The organism is Micromonospora rifamycinica, from assembly GCF_900090265.1.
In the GTDB taxonomy this organism is placed as follows: domain Bacteria; phylum Actinomycetota; class Actinomycetes; order Mycobacteriales; family Micromonosporaceae; genus Micromonospora; species Micromonospora rifamycinica.
This window is the reverse complement of record NZ_LT607752.1, coordinates 1,683,986-1,699,301: the sequence shown is the minus strand read 5'-3', so window position 1 is coordinate 1,699,301 and position 15,316 is coordinate 1,683,986. Positions and strand designations below refer to the sequence as shown.

17 protein-coding genes are annotated in these 15,316 nt (G+C 70.1%); 8 read left to right on the top strand and 9 right to left on the bottom strand.

Annotation, left to right across the window (positions count from 1 at the left end):
• Positions 1-160: 160 nt before the first annotated feature.
• The 5 genes from GA0070623_RS07035 to GA0070623_RS07015 are packed head-to-tail and all read right to left on the bottom strand — an operon-like array spanning position 161 to position 4,467.
• The gene (locus tag GA0070623_RS07035) at positions 161-1,117 is read right to left on the bottom strand and encodes a quinone oxidoreductase family protein (protein ID WP_067302427.1); all 957 of its coding nucleotides are present in this window, start codon (positions 1,115-1,117) and stop codon (positions 161-163) included.
• Positions 1,118-1,131: 14 nt separating this feature from the next.
• Positions 1,132-2,457 carry an alpha/beta hydrolase family protein gene (locus GA0070623_RS07030; protein WP_067302430.1) on the bottom strand — a complete coding sequence of 442 codons (1,326 nt, stop codon included), beginning with the start codon at positions 2,455-2,457 and terminating at the stop codon, positions 1,132-1,134.
• Positions 2,458-2,474: 17 nt separating this feature from the next.
• Positions 2,475-2,807 (bottom strand): antibiotic biosynthesis monooxygenase family protein, encoded by a 333-nt coding sequence (locus GA0070623_RS07025; RefSeq protein WP_067302433.1) that lies wholly within the window; start codon positions 2,805-2,807, stop codon positions 2,475-2,477.
• Positions 2,801-3,205 (bottom strand): SCP2 sterol-binding domain-containing protein, encoded by a 405-nt coding sequence (locus GA0070623_RS07020; protein WP_067302436.1) that lies wholly within the window; start codon positions 3,203-3,205, stop codon positions 2,801-2,803. The genes GA0070623_RS07025 and GA0070623_RS07020 overlap by 7 nt, the downstream gene beginning before the upstream one ends.
• A complete protein-coding gene (locus GA0070623_RS07015) occupies positions 3,202-4,467 on the bottom strand; it encodes a cytochrome P450 (RefSeq protein ID WP_067302440.1) in 1,266 nt (421 codons plus the stop codon). Before GA0070623_RS07015 ends, GA0070623_RS07020 begins: the two co-directional genes overlap by 4 nt.
• Positions 4,468-4,652: 185 nt before the next feature.
• On the opposite strand from GA0070623_RS07015, the gene GA0070623_RS07010 reads away from it, so the two are divergent.
• The 7 genes from GA0070623_RS07010 (at position 4,653) to GA0070623_RS06980 (ending at position 10,655) form a co-directional block, all read left to right on the top strand.
• Positions 4,653-5,963, top strand: a complete 1,311-nt coding sequence (locus tag GA0070623_RS07010; RefSeq protein WP_197700057.1) for an amidohydrolase family protein — start codon at positions 4,653-4,655, stop codon at positions 5,961-5,963.
• Between the two features lie 88 nt (positions 5,964-6,051).
• The gene (locus GA0070623_RS07005; protein ID WP_157746957.1) at positions 6,052-6,501 is read left to right on the top strand and encodes a cupin domain-containing protein; all 450 of its coding nucleotides are present in this window, start codon (positions 6,052-6,054) and stop codon (positions 6,499-6,501) included.
• A gap of 105 nt (positions 6,502-6,606) precedes the next feature.
• Positions 6,607-7,680: a methyltransferase gene (locus GA0070623_RS07000; protein ID WP_197700056.1), complete on the top strand. Its 1,074-nt coding sequence runs from the start codon at positions 6,607-6,609 to the stop codon at positions 7,678-7,680.
• 11 nt (positions 7,681-7,691) lie between these two features.
• The gene (locus GA0070623_RS06995) at positions 7,692-8,534 is read left to right on the top strand and encodes an LLM class F420-dependent oxidoreductase (RefSeq protein ID WP_089004281.1); all 843 of its coding nucleotides are present in this window, start codon (positions 7,692-7,694) and stop codon (positions 8,532-8,534) included.
• The gene (locus GA0070623_RS06990; protein ID WP_067303700.1) at positions 8,531-9,589 is read left to right on the top strand and encodes an aldo/keto reductase; all 1,059 of its coding nucleotides are present in this window, start codon (positions 8,531-8,533) and stop codon (positions 9,587-9,589) included. Before GA0070623_RS06995 ends, GA0070623_RS06990 begins: the two co-directional genes overlap by 4 nt.
• Positions 9,590-9,600: 11 nt before the next feature.
• Positions 9,601-10,053: a group I truncated hemoglobin gene (locus tag GA0070623_RS06985; protein ID WP_067303696.1), complete on the top strand. Its 453-nt coding sequence runs from the start codon at positions 9,601-9,603 to the stop codon at positions 10,051-10,053.
• Positions 10,050-10,655, top strand: coding sequence for an NADPH-dependent FMN reductase (locus tag GA0070623_RS06980; protein ID WP_067303693.1), 606 nt, complete (start codon positions 10,050-10,052; stop codon positions 10,653-10,655). The genes GA0070623_RS06985 and GA0070623_RS06980 overlap by 4 nt, the downstream gene beginning before the upstream one ends.
• 62 nt (positions 10,656-10,717) lie before the next feature.
• Here GA0070623_RS06980 and GA0070623_RS06975 read toward each other — a convergent pair whose 3' ends face one another.
• Entirely contained in the window at positions 10,718-12,181 is a 1,464-nt protein-coding gene (locus tag GA0070623_RS06975) for a DHA2 family efflux MFS transporter permease subunit (protein ID WP_067303690.1), read from the bottom strand.
• A 73-nt stretch (positions 12,182-12,254) separates the two neighbouring features.
• On the opposite strand from GA0070623_RS06975, the gene GA0070623_RS06970 reads away from it, so the two are divergent.
• The gene (locus GA0070623_RS06970) at positions 12,255-12,734 is read left to right on the top strand and encodes a MerR family transcriptional regulator (protein ID WP_084261111.1); all 480 of its coding nucleotides are present in this window, start codon (positions 12,255-12,257) and stop codon (positions 12,732-12,734) included.
• Positions 12,735-12,743: 9 nt separating this feature from the next.
• Here GA0070623_RS06970 and GA0070623_RS06965 read toward each other — a convergent pair whose 3' ends face one another.
• Genes GA0070623_RS06965 through GA0070623_RS06955 form a run of 3 tightly spaced genes read right to left on the bottom strand, consistent with a single transcriptional unit; the run spans position 12,744 to position 15,274 of the window.
• Positions 12,744-13,499 (bottom strand): cyclase family protein, encoded by a 756-nt coding sequence (locus GA0070623_RS06965; protein WP_067303687.1) that lies wholly within the window; start codon positions 13,497-13,499, stop codon positions 12,744-12,746.
• On the bottom strand, positions 13,496-14,317 hold the full coding sequence (locus GA0070623_RS06960) for an aromatase/cyclase (RefSeq protein WP_067303684.1): 822 nt from the start codon (positions 14,315-14,317) through the stop codon (positions 13,496-13,498). The genes GA0070623_RS06965 and GA0070623_RS06960 overlap by 4 nt, the downstream gene beginning before the upstream one ends.
• Positions 14,318-14,359: 42 nt before the next feature.
• Entirely contained in the window at positions 14,360-15,274 is a 915-nt protein-coding gene (locus GA0070623_RS06955) for an NmrA family NAD(P)-binding protein (protein ID WP_067303680.1), read from the bottom strand.
• Positions 15,275-15,316 lie beyond the last annotated feature (42 nt).

The window sequence follows — 15,316 nt, the reverse complement described above, 5'->3', positions numbered from 1 at the left end:
TCCGGGCGCTCCCGATCTGCCGCGCAGGGGCCGCTCGACGGCGGGGCCGAGACCGGACCGAGGAGACCGGGGCTCATCACGGCGTACCCACCGAGGGCCTGGCAGCCCCGCAGGACCGCCCGGCTGACGGCGGTCAGCCCGAGGCGGAGGGAGGAGACGGTCACGGGATCAGCACCGTACGGACGCCACGCTCGTCGGCGTTCCAGACCTCGGCCACCTCGGCGAGGGGAACCCGGTGGAGACCGATGCCGAGAATGCCCCCGGCGAGCAGCGCCAGCACCCCGTCGCGCAGGCGTGCCAGTTCGGCGGGAGGTGGGGCGTTTCCCGTGCCGAAACCGCAGATCTCCACCCCGCTGCTGCGCAACACCTCGGCGGAGAGGGTCACCTGGCCGCCGGCCATCGCACCCACCTGGACCAGCCGGGTGCGCAGCGACCGCAGTTCCATGTCGGCGCGACCGAGCGCGCCGAGGAGGACCTCGGTGGGACGGCCCCAGAGGAAGTCGATCACCACGTCGAAACCGGCGGTGTCCGCCTCGGCCCGGAACGCCGCCCCCAACGCCTCGTCGCGCTGGTCGACCCGGATTGTGGCATCGGCTCCCATGCCGGGCAGCGCGGCCAGGACCCGGGGATTGCGACCGGCACCCACGACGCGGCCCGCACCGAGGTGCCGGGCCAACTGCACCGCGATCTGACCGGCCACGCCGGTCGCTCCCAGGACGAGCACGTGCTCGCCCGGCCGCATCCGGGCTCGCCACTCCAGCGCGGCCCACGTCGAGACCCCGGGGTTCTGGATCGCCGCCGCCGCGTCGTCGTCGACGCCGTCCGGGATAGGGGTGCACAGCTCCGGTCGCGTCAAGGCACGCTCGGCCATGGCACCGTCCGGTGACCGGAAAAGGACCCGGGCGCCGCCGGGGAGTCGTCCGGCAGCGAGGGAACCGCACACCGCCGGTAGCGCGCTGGGAGACGCGAAATGAGTGCCCGCCGCGAGCACCCGGTCGAGGTTGGTCAGCGGGCAGGCTGTCACGTCGACGACCACCTGGCCGTCGCCCGGTGCCGGCTCCGGCACTTCCGCGTAGCGTGGCCGGTCGCCGAGGGTGTGCAGGACCGCGGCTTTCATGGCTACTCCGAGCGTCAGGCGAGGCCGGTCTCGGGACCGTCCTTGAATAGGGACCGGGGGTCCAGCGGGGCACCGTAGGTGTACCGACGCCGGCCACCCCACGGCTCCGCGTGGCTGCGGCCGAGCGCGTCGATCGTGACGTGCCGGCTCACGGGAGGCACGCCCGCGGCACGGTCGGCGAGCCAGTCGGCGACCGCGACGAACACGGCCGGACCGAGTCGGCCGGAGGTGCGGGTGACCGGTGCGTGATGCTCGCCGGTGTAGAAGAACAGCTCCTTCGGGCCGACCACGGTATTGAGGTGGTCGTAGGTGTCCGCCGGATCGCAGAGCGGGTCGTCCTCGCCCATCATCACGAGGTACGGCATGGTGATCCGCTCGCCGAGGCCGGCGACGCTCATCGGCGCGAGCTTCGCCTCGAGTTCGGCCACGCTGGAGGTGCCGGTCATGTACATGAAGCGTTGCCGGAACGTGGGCGAGTGGGTGGTGAGCATGGTGGTGTTGCCCGGCTCGAAACAGGTGAACATCACCGCGCAGGCGGCGAAGCGGGACTCGGCGGCAGCCATCTGGGTGGCCCAGAACGAGCCCTGGCTGACTCCGCACAGCATGATCCTGGCCGGGTCGATCTCGGGGCGGGCCGCGACGAGTTCGAACGCGCCGGTGCCGACCTGTGCGTAGTGGGCTGGGTCGTACCAGATCTCCCGGACCAGCGAGGAGCCCTGGCCGGGGCCGTCGAAGGAGAGCACCGCCATCCCGCGGCGCAGGTAGCGGTCCGCCGAGGCGAAGACGTTCATCTCCTTGAACCCGTCCATGCCGGAGAGCATCACCACGCAGGGCAGCGCCTCCGGCCGGTCGGCGTACCCGGGCGGCAGGTGCAGCCAGCCGGCCAGGGTCCGGTCGCCGTACGGGATCTCGACCGGCTCGACGTGGTGGTCGGCGCTCTCCGTGTAGGCCTGGTAGCAGTCCGACTTCTTCTGTTCCAGGACCACGGTCAACTCGGTGTTGGCGAAGATCGGCCACTGGGCGCCGCCGTAGAGGATCGCGGCGGCGAAGTAGTCGTCACCGGCAGAGACGGCATGCCCGGACTGGCGCTGCCGGTCGCCGCGTCGCTCGAAGTGGTGCGCGAGCCTGACCATTTCGCGGGTGAAGTCGTCGAGCTTGCGGATCGAGTGCCGTAGCCCGAGGAAGGCCCCCCGGTGATCGGCGCTGACCGGAGCCGAGAGGTAGTGCAGGCGGTCCTGGTCCCACTCCGGTCCGAGGAGTTCGATGACCAGGTCGAGCAGCCAGCGTTGGTCGGCGAAGCGGGGGTCTCGCTGGGCGAGGGCGTGCGGGTTGACCGGCATGGGGTGGCTCCCGGAGCTCAGGGTGCGGATGTCGGGATCGGCAGGTCTTCGGTGTTCACCGACACGGCGCGGTAGGGGAACCTCGCCTGCCACCGCCGGACGAACTCGGCCACCTGCGGATGCGTGAGGTACCGCTGCAACGAGTCGAGGTCGGCGTGCTGGATCTGCGCCATCGCCGACGGGACGAACACCGGTTGCACTCCGCTGACCAGCGGGATGCTCGGCTGGTGCCGGTAGGACAGCACCAGCCCGGAGTCGAGCGCCATCTGGGTGCCCTCGCGGAAGAACTCGTCACGGTCGGTCGGTGACATGTCGTCGGGAAAGGCGAAGAGGATGGTGTGCGTCACCATGTCGTTCTGCTCCAGAGGTCCGCGACGAAATCGTGGTAGTGCCCGGACCCGAAGACGATCATCAGGTCGAGCAGCTTTGCCCTGTCTCCGGTCACCGCGAACTGACCGCTGACGAACGCCGTGGCGGCGTGCAGCTCGCCGGCCTGGAAGTCGACGAGGTCCCGGTAGGATGTGGTGATCGCCAGATCCGACTCCGGTGACGTGCCGCGACCGGCCGCGACGATGATGCCCCGCTCCACCACCAGGAAGTAGTCGACCTGGCCCTCGGGTGTGCCGGTCACGTGGAACTGGACCCGGACGTTGACATGCGGGATGGGCGGCTGGTTCGCCGAGGAGAGGCGTTCCATCGCGGCCAGGTAGTCCGAGGAGAGGAACCGGACCGTGGTCGGGGCGGTCATCGCGTCGCCTCCGCTCGCTGGAACCGGATCGGCAGTCCTTCGATCTGCGGGAAGGCCACCCGTGCGCGGGGGCGCAACGGCTCGGTGATCGCGAAACCGGTGAAGCGGTGCAGCAGTGCCGGGAACACCACCTCGGCCTGCAGGTTCGCCAGCCGCCAGCCCAGGCAGAAGTGGGCGCCCAGCCCGTACGCCATCGCGGAGGTCCCCGTCCGGGTGATGTCGAACCGGTCCGGGTCGGGGAAGCGCGCCGGATCCCGGTTCGCGGCCGCGATCAGCACGCTGACCCGCGCACCGGCCGGGATCTCCACCCCGCCGACGGACACCGGTCCGGTCGTCGTCCGGGGGATCATGTGCGCCGAGGGCGCGTGCCGCAGGATCTCCTCACGTGCCTGGTCGAGCAGGCCAGGGTCGTCGCGCAGCAGTGCCGCCTGGTCAGGGTGCTCGATGAACAGGCGCAGGCCGTTGGTCAGGAAGAAGGTGGTGGTCTCGCTCCCGGCTGCGATGATCATGTGGCACATCTGGACGAGCTGGTTGAACGTCAGGCGTGCACCGTCGTCGTCCGTCGCGTCGATCATCGTGGACAGCAGGTCGTTCCCCCGTCGGTGCTGCCGCTGGCGGACCAGCTCGCCGAAGTAGTCGTCGAGAAACACCGCGGCCCGGTCGGCGGTCTGCAGCTCGGAGGCGGTCATGCCCAGCTCGAACACCCGCTGGAAATCCCTGATCTTGTCCCGCAGGAGGGGCGCCTCGTGCTGCGGGACACCGACGAGATGGGCCATCATGCTGAGCGCCAGCGGAAAGAACACGTCGTTGCAGACGTCCCCGCCGCCCGCCTCGGCGAGCGGGGCGATCAGCTCGTCGAAGCGCTGCGTGATGTACGCCCGGTGCCGCTCGACGTGCTGCGGGGTGAACCCGCGGTTCGCGATACGGCGCAGCCGGGTGTGGTCCGGGGGGTTCGCCCAGAGCATGTTCGCGGCCAGCTTGCCGAGGGCCGGATGCTGGTCCCACTCGCCGCTGAAGCGGCCGGCCATCCAGAGATAGATGTCCTTGTTGACGTTCCGGTTGCGCAGGAACTCGTCGACGTCGTCGTAGCGGGTCAGGACCCAGGTGCCGAGGGTGGTGCGGTGCACCGCGGCGGCCTCCCGGAGACGGTGGTACCGCGAGAACGGGTCGGCCAGCCCCTCCGGAGAGAAGAGGATCTCCGCGAACGCCTCGTTCGCGGCGTGTTCCGCCGCCGCGTCGGCAGCGGTGATGGGGGTTGTCATTCATGACTCCTCGCGCCGATGGTTGATTCCCGACGGCAATTCCGCTCCTATGGTGAAACCCGGAGTTAGAGCCGCGCTCAAGCGTTGCTAGCCGATCGATGAAGTGCGCGAATTCGGTGCGGTGTAATGCGGCGCCGGCGTGCTAGCTTCCATGAAAATCGCTTTCCGACCCCGGGAGGATGGCAATGCAGTCCTTACTGTTGCGTAATGGATTGGTCATCGACACCGAGCCCACCCCGACCGCGCACCACAACTGCGACGTCCTGCTGACCGACGGGCGCATCGCCGCCGTCGGTCCGAATCTCGCCACGCCGCCGGGAACGACCGTGCTGGACGCGACCGACCGCATCGTGCTGCCGGGTCTGGTGGACACCCATCGTCATGTCTGGCAGGCCGTGCTCCGCTCGATCGCGGTGGACGTCGACCTGCCGGTGTACTTCACCATGGTGCGTCAGCAGATCGGCCCGCGGTTCCGGCCGGCGGACGTCCGGGCGGCGAACCTGCTCGGCGCGCTGGAGTGCCTGGACGGTGGTGTCACCACGGTGCAGGACTTCGCGTACGCGCGGGCCGACCGGATCACCCCGGACGGCTACGTGGCCGGCGAGTCGGATTTCGACTACGCCGAGGCGGCTTTCGACGGTCTGCGGTCGGCCGGGATCCGCGCGGTCTTCGGTCATCTGCTCACCCCGGAGGACACCGCGGCGGTTCGTCGTACCCAGGCGATGTTCGACGCGGGCAACCCGCGACTCACCCTGGCGGCGGCCTCGCTCGGGCCGTCGAACCAGCAGGTGGACGCGATCCGGGCGGACTGGCGTCTGGCTGAGGAGTTGGGCCTGCCGATCGTGACGCACGTGGCGAGCGGCCCGGTGCACGACCGGCCGATCGAGGTGCTGCGGGACAACGGCCTGCTGCATTCCAGGATCCTCTACGTGCACGGGAACTCCCTGGCCGACGACGAACTGGCGATGATCGGTGATTCCGGGGGCGCGGTGTCGATCACCCCCGCGGTGGAGGCCCGACTGGGCCACGGTGGTCCGTTGATCGGCCGGCTCGCCGCGGCCGGGGTGACCACCGGCCTCGGGGTCGACGTGGTCACCACGGTGGGCGGGGACATGTTCGGCGTGCTACGGGCCGGGCTGCTGACCAGCTATCTGACCCCCGGTCCGCATCTCACCCCGGCGGACCTGTTGCGGATGGCCACCCTGGACGGTGCGGTCGCGCTCGGCCTCGGCGACCAGGTCGGCTCGCTGAGGGTGGGCAAGCAGGCCGACCTCATCCTGTTGCGTGCCGACGACCTGAATCTCGCCTGCGCGCATGACCCCATCGGTGCCGTGGTGAGTTCGGCGCACGCCGGCAACGTCGACACCGTGCTGGTGGCCGGTGAGGTGGTGAAGCGGAACGGTCGCCTGGTCGGACATGACCTGTCCGAGGTGCGGGCGCGGGGTGCGGAAACCGCCGAGTACGTCACCCGGGAGGCAGTCGTCGCGGCCGGCTGAACTGCCTCCGGCTTGAGTATCGCTCTAATGCGCGGTGCCACCATGGAAATGAATGGAACCGCGAAATTGCCAATAGAGTGAGGTGGTCGTGGAGCGATCAGAGCCATTTGTGTTGCAGCCGGGAGAGGCTCGCCCGAACTCCCGGGGCGGCGAAGGCTACACCACCGCGTTCAAGCTCGTCGGTCGGGACACCGGTGGCGCGTTCAGCCTGCTCGAATGGGCGCTGCAACCGTGCCAGGAGGGTCCCGGGCTGCACCAGCACAATTTCGACGAGGCGTTCTACATCCTGTCCGGACAGGTGCGGTTCAGGATCGGTGAGACGAGTCAGGTGCTCGGCCCTGGGCAGTTGGCCTGGATGCCGCGGAACACTCCGCACTCGTTCTCCAACGCCGGCCCGGAGACCGCCACCGGTCTGACGGTCTCCACTCCCGGCGGCCTGGAGACCGTCTTCGACGCGCTCCGCGCCGGACAGGCCCCGCCGGCGGAGTTCCGGCTGCAACGTCTCGGGCCCGCGGTGAACGCGTCGGAGGCGTGCTGATCCGCACCAGCGGCCCGGGTCGCGCGTAGGGCGGCGTGCCCGCCCTGCGCGCGACCCGGGTCACCGCAGTCGTGCCGACACCGAAGCGAAGGGACCACAGCGCACATGTCCGCAACCGTCACGCTCAACCGGTTCACCGATTTCATGGCCGGCCCCGCGAGGTTCATGACCCTGCTGAGCTGTTTCGAGCTCGGCCTGATCGATGCCCTCCGGCAGCGCGGCAGCCAGACCGCGGTCCAGCTCGGCGACGCCGCCGACGTCCGGCCGGCCGCTGTCGAGCAGCTCCTGCTGCTGCTCGTCAAGGAAGGCTTCGTCGCGCACGACGAGACCACCGGCGAGTACACCCTCGATGCGCTCGCCGAGGTCCCGGAAGCCGACCTCCGGCGGGTGCTCCTGCTGATGGACATGATCAAGGTGACCATGCTGCGTCAGGTCTTCTATCTGACCGACAGCGTGCGTACCGGCACCGTGGTCGGTCTGGAGAAGCTCTACGGGTTCCAGGGCGGCACCCTGTACGACGCCGTCGCCGAGCACCCGGACCTGCGCGCATCCTGGGCGACGCTGATGGACAACGTCACCGCGCACATCGACCCCTGGTTCTTCGACAACATCGACATCCCGCCGGGCGCACGCGTCCTCGACGTCGCCGGCAACACCGGCCTCGGCGCGATCCTGACCCACAAGCTGAAGGGCTCGCCCGGACTGCACGTGACGACCTTCGACCTGCCCGAGAAGGAGGCCGAGGCCCTGGAGAACTTCCGCTCCCACGGCCTGGAGCGGCAGTGCTCGTTCGTCGGCGGCGACGTCTTCACCGGCCTCCCGGCGGGCCACGACGTCGTGCTGATCAAGCACTTCCTGGACATGTGGGACAAGGACGCGGTACGGGCGATCCTGCAGGGGGTGAGCCGGTCGTTGGAGGTCGGCGGGCAGGTGCACATTCTCGTCCCGGTGTACCCGGAGAGTGTCCGCGACTCCACCGCCGTCGACATCGACTTCTTCCCGGCGTTCTTCCTCGGCTGCACCATGGGTCAGGGCGGCCCGCAGCGGTCGTCCACCTACCGGGCGCTGCTCGAGGAGTGCGGGTTCACGGTCACCCGCACCGTGGCCCAGGATCCGGCCCGGCTGCTGCCCGGCACGTTCGTCGTGCACGGCATCCTGTCGGCGACGAAACACGCCTGACGGTGGCACGGATGGTCCGTGCCGGCGCGCACCTGTGGCCCGGTGGTGTGCCGGACTACCGCACCTGGCGGGCCGCCGTGCTGCGGGCCGAGGAGATGGGCGTCGACTGCGTTTTCGGGTACGACCATTTCCACCTGCCCGCGGTCCGTCGGACACCCACCGGGATCGTGCTCGCGGCAGAGCAGCCGGACGTCACCAACTTCGAGGCGTGGACCGCGCTGGCCTCCTGGGCGGAGATCACCACCCGCGCCGAGATCGGCCTGCTGGTGACCGGGATCGGGTATCGCAACCCCGATCTGCTCGCCGACATGGCACGGACGGTCGACCACATCAGCGCCGGCCGGTTGATCCTCGGCGTCGGGGCGGGCTGGTACGAGAAGGACTACCGGATCTACGGCTACGACTACGGCACGCTCCGCTCCCGGATGGACCGTTTCGCCGATGGCCTACGGCGTATCGAGCACCGGCTCCAGCATCTCAGGCCACCGCCGGTGCGGCCGATTCCGCTGCTCATCGGTGGTGCCGGGGTCCGTCGTACGCTGCCGCTGGTGGCCCGGCACGCGGACATCTGGCACTGCGGGTTGGACCCGGCGGCGTTCCGGCACCGAAACGCCCTGGTCAAGCGGTACGCCGCAGCGGTCGGCCGGGACGACGCCGGGATCGAGCGGGCCACCACCTGGCGCACCGCGGCCACGGCCGACGCCCTGCTCGCCGAGGGCGTCACCCTGCACGTCGCGGAACTCAAGCCGACCGGGACGGGCTACGACTTCACGGCGCTCGCCGAGCTGGTGGCGTGGCGTGACGCCAACCGGGAGGTGCCCCCCTCCCCCCGACAGCAGAGGCGGCTGGCATGAAGTACCGACAGCTCGGCAGGTCCGGGCTCCGGGTGTCCGTGCTCACCATGGGCGCGCTCACGTTCGGTGGGCGCGGCGTGTTCGCGCCGGTCGGCAGCACCGGTCTGGCCGAGGCCAGCCGCCAGGTCGACCGGGCGTTGGACGCGGGCGTCAACCTGATCGACACGGCCGACGCCTACTCCGGCGGCGCGTCCGAGGAGATCGTCGGGCAGGCGCTGAAGGGGCGCTGGGACCGGATGCTCATCGCCACCAAGGCACGGATGCCGACGGGTGCCGGCCCGAACGACGCCGGCCTGTCCCGGTACCACCTGATCGACGCCTGCGAACAGAGCCTCCGCCGGCTGGGCACCGACCACATCGACCTCTACCAGATGCACGTCTGGGACGGCGTGACGCCGGTCGAGGAGACCCTGTCCGCCCTGGACGACCTGCGCCAGGCCGGCAAGATCCGGTATGCGGGCTGCTCCAACTACTCCTCCTGGCACCTGATGAAGGCCCTGGGGACGTCGGACCGGCTCGGCCTCACCCGTTTCGTCAGCCAGCAGATCCACTATTCGCTGCAGAGCCGCGAGGCGGAGTACGAACTCGTCCCGGCGGCCATCGACCAGGGCGTCGGGGTGCTGGTGTGGAGCCCGCTGGCCGGTGGTCTGCTCTCCGGCAAGTACCGGCGGGCGGCGCCGTCGCCGACGGGAACGCGGCGGTTCGCCGGCTGGGACGAGCCGCCGATCCGGGACGAGGGCGCGTTGTACGACATCGTCGACGTGCTGGACCGGATCTCCCGGCAGCGGGGTGCGACCCCGGCCCAGGTGGCGCTGGCCTGGCTGCTGACCCGCCCCGCGGTCACGTCGCTGGTGATCGGCGCCCGGACCGACGACCAACTGGCGGAGAACCTCGCCGCCGCCGACCTCGACCTGACCATGGACGAGTGTGCCCTGCTGGGCGAGGTCAGCACGCCTCCGCTGCTCTATCCGTACTGGCACCAGGCGAAGCTGGCGGGCGACCGGCTCAGCCCCGCCGACGAGTCCCTGCTCCACCCGTACCTCCGACGATCGTGAGGAGAGGCACCATGACGCAGAACCACCCCGTCGAACCAGCCGGAAACCCGACCCTGTACGAGCGCCTCGGCGGCATCTTCGGCATCGCCGCCATCATGGACGTGCTCACCGACCGGCTGTTCGACAACGCCTGGGCCAACCGGAACCCGTACGTGGCGAAGATGCACGAGCGCAACGGCCGCCCCGGGTTCAAGTTCATGGTCACCGCGTGGTCGGCCGAGGTGACCGGTGGGCCGTCCTGCTACCCGGGCCGGGACATGCACGACTCGCACAAGGACATGGTCTGCACCGAACACGACTTCGACGTGGTGGCGCTGGAGATCGCCGCCACGCTCAGCTTCTGCGGCGTGGGCGTCCAGGAGCAGAAGGAGTACCTGGCGATCATCGAGAGTTTCCGCCGTGAGGTCATCGACGCGCCCGCCAACGAGAGGGCGCGGGAGGCCGGACGGGTGCCGGTCGGATGAGACAGCTCATGGTCGTCGTCGGTTCGACCAGACCCGGCCGCGCCGGGCTGCCGATCGCGCGCTGGTTCACCGGGCAGGCGGAGTCGCACGGCGGGTTCGACACCACCGTCGTCGACCTCGCGGAGCTGGCGCTGCCGTTGCTGGACGAGCCGGCCGTCCCCCGGCTCGGGCAGTACACACACCAGCACACCAGGCGGTGGAGCGCGTTGGTCGACGCGGCCGACGCGGTCGTCCTCGTCACCCCCGAGTACAACTTCGGATATCCGGCGGCGCTCAAGAACGCGATCGACTATCTGCACCACGAGTGGCACCACAAGCCGGTCGGTTTCGTGTCCTACGGCGGTGTCGCGGCGGGTACGCGGGCGGTGCAGCAGCTCAAGCAGGTCGTGACGACCCTACGGATGCTGCCGGTGGTCGAGGGCGTGCACATCCCCTGGCATCCGCGGTTCATCATCGACGGCCGGTTCCGCCCGGACGAGGCGACGGCACAGGCGGCCGTGGCGATGCTGGACGAACTCGTCCGTGTCGAGGCGGCGTTGCGTGGCCTGCGGGTGGCCGGAGAGCCGGCGCCGGTGGCCGCGGGCTCGCCACCGGAACGCTGACCGCACGGACGCCGCGGCCGGGCCCCTCGGGGACCCGGCCGCGGCGGCTTCCGGTTGCGGTTTCAGCGCCGGCCGGTGACCGTCCCGGTGCGCCCACCGCCGGCGGGCACGGCACCCTCGATCTCCTCGAACAGCGCGGCGGCCCGCTCGGCGGTGCCCTTCGCCCACGGTGTGGTGCTGAGCAGCCCCAGGGCGGTGATGCCCACGCCGAGACCGAGCACCAGCCACCAGACGGCGCGGGCGGAGTCGGTGAACGAGGTGCCGTCGCTGACCGAGCCGAGCATCGTGCCGGCGATCGCGACGCCCAGGGTGGTGCCGGTCTGTCGGCCCGCCGAGGCGAGCGAAGTCGCCACCCCGGCCATCGAGCGCGGCATGCCGGACACCGCGGTGTTGGTGATCGGCGGATTGATGGTGCCCTGGAAGACACCGAAGAGGAGATAGATCGCGAGCACGGCGACGAGGGCGGTGGCCGGCCCGATCGTCAGGGACAGCAGGCCGCCGAGCGCGAGTGCGGTGCCCGACACGAGCAGCGGCAGGCGCGGACCGCGGGTGCCGACCACCTTTCCGGTGTAGGGCGAGAGCAGGGCGATCAGCGCGCCGACCGGGAGCAGGCTGAGCCCGGCGGCCAGTGCCGACATGCCGCGTACGTGCTGGAGGTAGAGGGTGGTCACGAACAGGAAGGCCCCGAAGGCGCAGAGGGCGAACAAGGCCATCAGGATCGCCGAGCTGAACGGCACACTGCGGAACAGACGCAACTCCAGCAGGGGATCGGTGCGGCGGGTCTCGTAGCTGACGAGGAGCACCGTGGCCACCGCCGCGACGACGAGCAGTCCCACGATGACCGGTGAGGTCCAGCCCCGCCGGTTGGACTCGATGACCGCGTAGACGACGCTGCCGAGGACGAGGATCACCAGGAGTTGGCCGACCGGGTCGAACCGCCGGGCCCGGGGCGCGTGCGACTCCGGCACGTACCTGGTGGTGAGGGCGAACGCGACGATCACGATCGGCACGTTGATCCAGAAGATGGAGCGCCAGCCCAGGCTGTCGACCAGCGCGCCGCCGAGGATGGGGCCCAGGGCGAGGGACAGGCCGGACATCGAGCCGAACACGCCGATGGCCTTGGCCCGCTCGGCCGGGACGGTGTACGTGTTGGCGATGATCGCCATCGCCACCGGGTTCAGCATGGTCGCACCGACGGCCTGGACCGCGCGGGCCGCGATCAGCCAGCCGATGCCCGACGCCGTGCCGCACAGCATCGAGCCGAGGCCGAACGCGAGGAGGCCGATCTGGAAGACCCGTTTGCGGCCGACCCGGTCGGCCGTGGACCCGGCCAGCAGGAGGAAGGCGGCCAGCACCAGCGTGTAGGCGTCGATGGTCCACTGCAGGCCGGTCACCGAGGCGGCCAGGTCCTCGTGGATTCGCGGCAGGGCGGTGTTGACGATCGAGATGTCCATCACCACCACGACCATGCTGGCGCAGCAGATCGCCAACACGAGCGACCGGTGCCGTGGGCTGAGATCAGTCATCGAGGTCCAATCGGATACGTACGGTAGTTGTCATCTGCCTTTTCGTGACAACCACGATGCTAGGATTTAGAGCGTGCTCGAAGTCAAGCCGGATTCAGAGCCGGCCCAGCGTTTCCGACCGGTCCGCCCGGAGGGTGAACCGGGCATCGCCATCGCCGAGGCCGCACAGCGGACCGGCGTCAGCACCTATACGCTGCGCTACTACGAACGGGCCGGTCTGGTGATCACCGACGTCGGCCGGACGCACGGCGGCCGACGTCGGTACCACCAGATCGACCTGGACTGGATTCTGGTCTGCACCCGGCTGCGGGCGACCGGAATGCCGATCAGGACGATCCGCCGCTACGCCCAACTCGTCGCCGCGGGGCACGGCAACGAGGAGGAGCGGCTGGCGCTGATGGAGGCCCACCGGGCCGACGTCCTCGCCCGGATCGCCGAGCTCCAGGAGAACCTGGAACTCATCGACCACAAGATCGGTGTATACCGCGGGCGGCTCGACGCGGGTAGCGCCGACCGGCTGTGGGCGCCCGCCACCGGGACGCCGGCAGGCTGAACGCGCCGGTCAGCTCCCGTCGACGACCGCCACCACCCTGGTCCAGCCCGCGCCGAGGCCGGCCAGTTTGACCGGGAAGCAGACCACCGTGAACCCGGTGTCCCCGGGCAGCGCGCCGAGGTTGGCGAGCTTCTCCAGTTGGCAGTACGGCTGCTCGCGCCCGTAGAGGTGCGCCGGCCACAGCGCCCGGTTGTCGCCGTGACGGCGGTAGTCCGCGAGCATCGAGGCGAAGGGGCGGTCGAATCCCCAGGCGTCGATACCGATGATCTTCACGCCGCGTTCGACCAGGTAGGCGGTGGACTCCCGGGTCATGCCGGGGAAGTGGGTCCGGTAGGCGTCGGTGCCCCAGAGCCGGTCCGCGCCGGTCCAGATCAGCACGATGTCGCCCGGTTGCAGCTCATGGTCGATCTTCGCCAGGCCGTCCCGAACGTCATCGGCGGTGATCCCGACGCCCGGCGGGATATGGCGTAGATCCAGCCGGACACCGGGCGCGAGGCACCAGTCCAACGGGACGGCGTCCACGGCTGCCGCCTGTTCCCCGCCGCTGACCAGTCCGTAGTGCAGTGGCGCGTCCAGGTGGGTGCCGGTGTGCGTGGTCAGGGTCACCGTCTCGTTGGAGATCGCCTCACCCTCCGGGAAGTCCTCCGGACGCAGGCCCAGCGCTGCCGGGGCGGCCCGGTGGTCGAGGACCTCGACCTCGACCGGCGTGGCCTCGCTCGGACCGTCGAGGACCGGCACGCTCAGATCGATCAGGCGGCGGCTCACGCGGTGCTGCCCACACGCTGAGCCCGCCGTTCGGCCTCCCTGCGCACCGCGTCGAGATCGGCGTGGCTGTTCCGGTCGACGGCGGCGCTGAGCAGCTCGGTGGCCCGCTCCGCCGACGGGACCGCCTCGGTGGGGCGGGCTGCGAAGTCATGGGTGATCACGAGCTGGGTGCGCGCGTCGCCAAGGGGCAGCGCACGCCACTCACCGCCCATGTGCTCGATCATGGGAGCGTTCTCCAGCTGCCGGTAGGCGATGATCCGGCGCTCCCGGTCGAGGTCGCGACGCGTCACCCAGCTCTGCAACTGCCCGCTGACGTCGACCACCAGCCGGGCGATCTGGTGGGTCTCACTCTCCTCCAGGATCGTCGAGGACTCGGTCGGGGGAAACAGGCGGGCGTAGCCCTCGATGTCGGCCAGCACCGCGTAGACCAGGTCGGCGGGCGCCTCGACGGTTACGGTGTGCTCGGTGTGGAACATGGTGCTCTCCGATCCGCTGCCCGGGGGCAGCATCTGCTCGTGGTTGGCGTATGCGGCCTCGTACCCCAGTTCCTTTCGCCAGCCGGCGATGAACTCGTGCACGGCGGTCGATTCGGAGAATGTGCGCAGGGTCGCCACGTCGGCACAGGAGAACTGTGCGACATGGGTGGCGGTCATCCCTTTCGACCCTTCGTCCACCGGCAGCAGCACGTGCGGCCTCCAGCCGAACGCCGATACCAGACCGGACGCTGTGGTGATGTCCCGGAGCCCGTCGAAGAAGTCTCGGATCCGATCCTCGCCGGCATCGTCGGGAAACCGGTAGATGAGGGTGTGCACGATCATTTTTCCTCCACGGTCGTTGCCTCGTGGTGACACCTGCCGAAGCTAGGAAAAACGCCTAGACGAACTCTCAACCGCCACTGAATCGAGTGCTGGCGCGAACACCTGCCGGCACCAGTCCCGGAAGGCGGTGGGGGTGGCGTGCTCCGGGCCCCGCCCGACCAGCTGGTCCAGACCGTCGTTCTTGGCGGTGAGCATGTCGGCCATCGCCCGCGCCATCGCCGCGGACATCCCCTGACCGACCAGCGTCGCCGTGTACCGCTCCACCGGTATCCGCTGGTAACGCACGGGACGACCGAGCACCCCGGTGAGGATCCGGGCGATCTCGTCGAAGGTCAGGTCCTCCGGGCCGAGCAGCGGCACGGCATCCTGGCCGGTCCAGGCACCGTCACACAGCAGCCGTGCCGCGACCGCCGCGACGTCCCGGGTCGCCACGGTCGGCAGGGGGAGGTCCGCGGTGACCGGGGAGTAGATGACGCCCTGTTCACGGATGGTGCCGGCGTGCATGAACAGGTTCTCCATGAAGGCCGGCATGGTCAGCGCGCGGTAGGCCACGCCGGTGCCCGCGATGAGGTCGTCCATCGCCAGCGAGGCCGTCGCGAGCCCGGCCGGGCGGCTGAAACCACGGCCGAGAGCCGAGATCCCGACGACCCGGCGCACCGTCGTACCGTGCCGGAGGGCGGCGCACGCCGGACGGGTGAAGTCCACGAAGGCCGACGTCGGACCGGTGGCCCTCGGATCCACCGGGACCAGCCAGAACACGGCTTGCGCGTCGGTGAAGGCCCGAGCCACGACAGCGGGGTCGCGGTGCGAGCCGACCACGACGTCGATCTCCCGGACGAGATGAGCGGGCAGCCGGGACGGATCACGGACGATCACCCGGACCGGTGCCCGCCGGTCGACCAGTCGGGCGAGGACCTGCCGGCCGATGGTGCCGGTGGGAGTGGTCACAACGATCATCTGAGGTGTCTACGCCGATCCGCTCAGGGCGTACTCGAGTGG

Bases quoted from the DNA above. Each gene is read 5' to 3' on its own strand.
- GA0070623_RS07035 (WP_067302427.1), bottom strand. From the start codon at position 1,117: ATGAAAGCCGCGGTCCTGCACACCCTCGGCGACCGGCCACGCTACGCG.
- GA0070623_RS07030 (WP_067302430.1), bottom strand. From the start codon at position 2,457: ATGCCGGTCAACCCGCACGCCCTCGCCCAGCGAGACCCCCGCTTCGCC.
- GA0070623_RS07025 (WP_067302433.1), bottom strand. From the start codon at position 2,807: ATGGTGACGCACACCATCCTCTTCGCCTTTCCCGACGACATGTCACCG.
- GA0070623_RS07020 (WP_067302436.1), bottom strand. From the start codon at position 3,205: ATGACCGCCCCGACCACGGTCCGGTTCCTCTCCTCGGACTACCTGGCC.
- GA0070623_RS07015 (WP_067302440.1), bottom strand. From the start codon at position 4,467: ATGACAACCCCCATCACCGCTGCCGACGCGGCGGCGGAACACGCCGCG.
- GA0070623_RS07010 (WP_197700057.1), top strand. From the start codon at position 4,653: ATGCAGTCCTTACTGTTGCGTAATGGATTGGTCATCGACACCGAGCCC.
- GA0070623_RS07000 (WP_197700056.1), top strand. From the start codon at position 6,607: ATGTCCGCAACCGTCACGCTCAACCGGTTCACCGATTTCATGGCCGGC.
- GA0070623_RS06995 (WP_089004281.1), top strand. From the start codon at position 7,692: ATGGTCCGTGCCGGCGCGCACCTGTGGCCCGGTGGTGTGCCGGACTAC.
- GA0070623_RS06990 (WP_067303700.1), top strand. From the start codon at position 8,531: ATGAAGTACCGACAGCTCGGCAGGTCCGGGCTCCGGGTGTCCGTGCTC.
- GA0070623_RS06985 (WP_067303696.1), top strand. From the start codon at position 9,601: ATGACGCAGAACCACCCCGTCGAACCAGCCGGAAACCCGACCCTGTAC.
- GA0070623_RS06980 (WP_067303693.1), top strand. From the start codon at position 10,050: ATGAGACAGCTCATGGTCGTCGTCGGTTCGACCAGACCCGGCCGCGCC.
- GA0070623_RS06975 (WP_067303690.1), bottom strand. From the start codon at position 12,181: ATGACTGATCTCAGCCCACGGCACCGGTCGCTCGTGTTGGCGATCTGC.
- GA0070623_RS06960 (WP_067303684.1), bottom strand. From the start codon at position 14,317: ATGATCGTGCACACCCTCATCTACCGGTTTCCCGACGATGCCGGCGAG.
- GA0070623_RS06955 (WP_067303680.1), bottom strand. From the start codon at position 15,274: ATGATCGTTGTGACCACTCCCACCGGCACCATCGGCCGGCAGGTCCTC.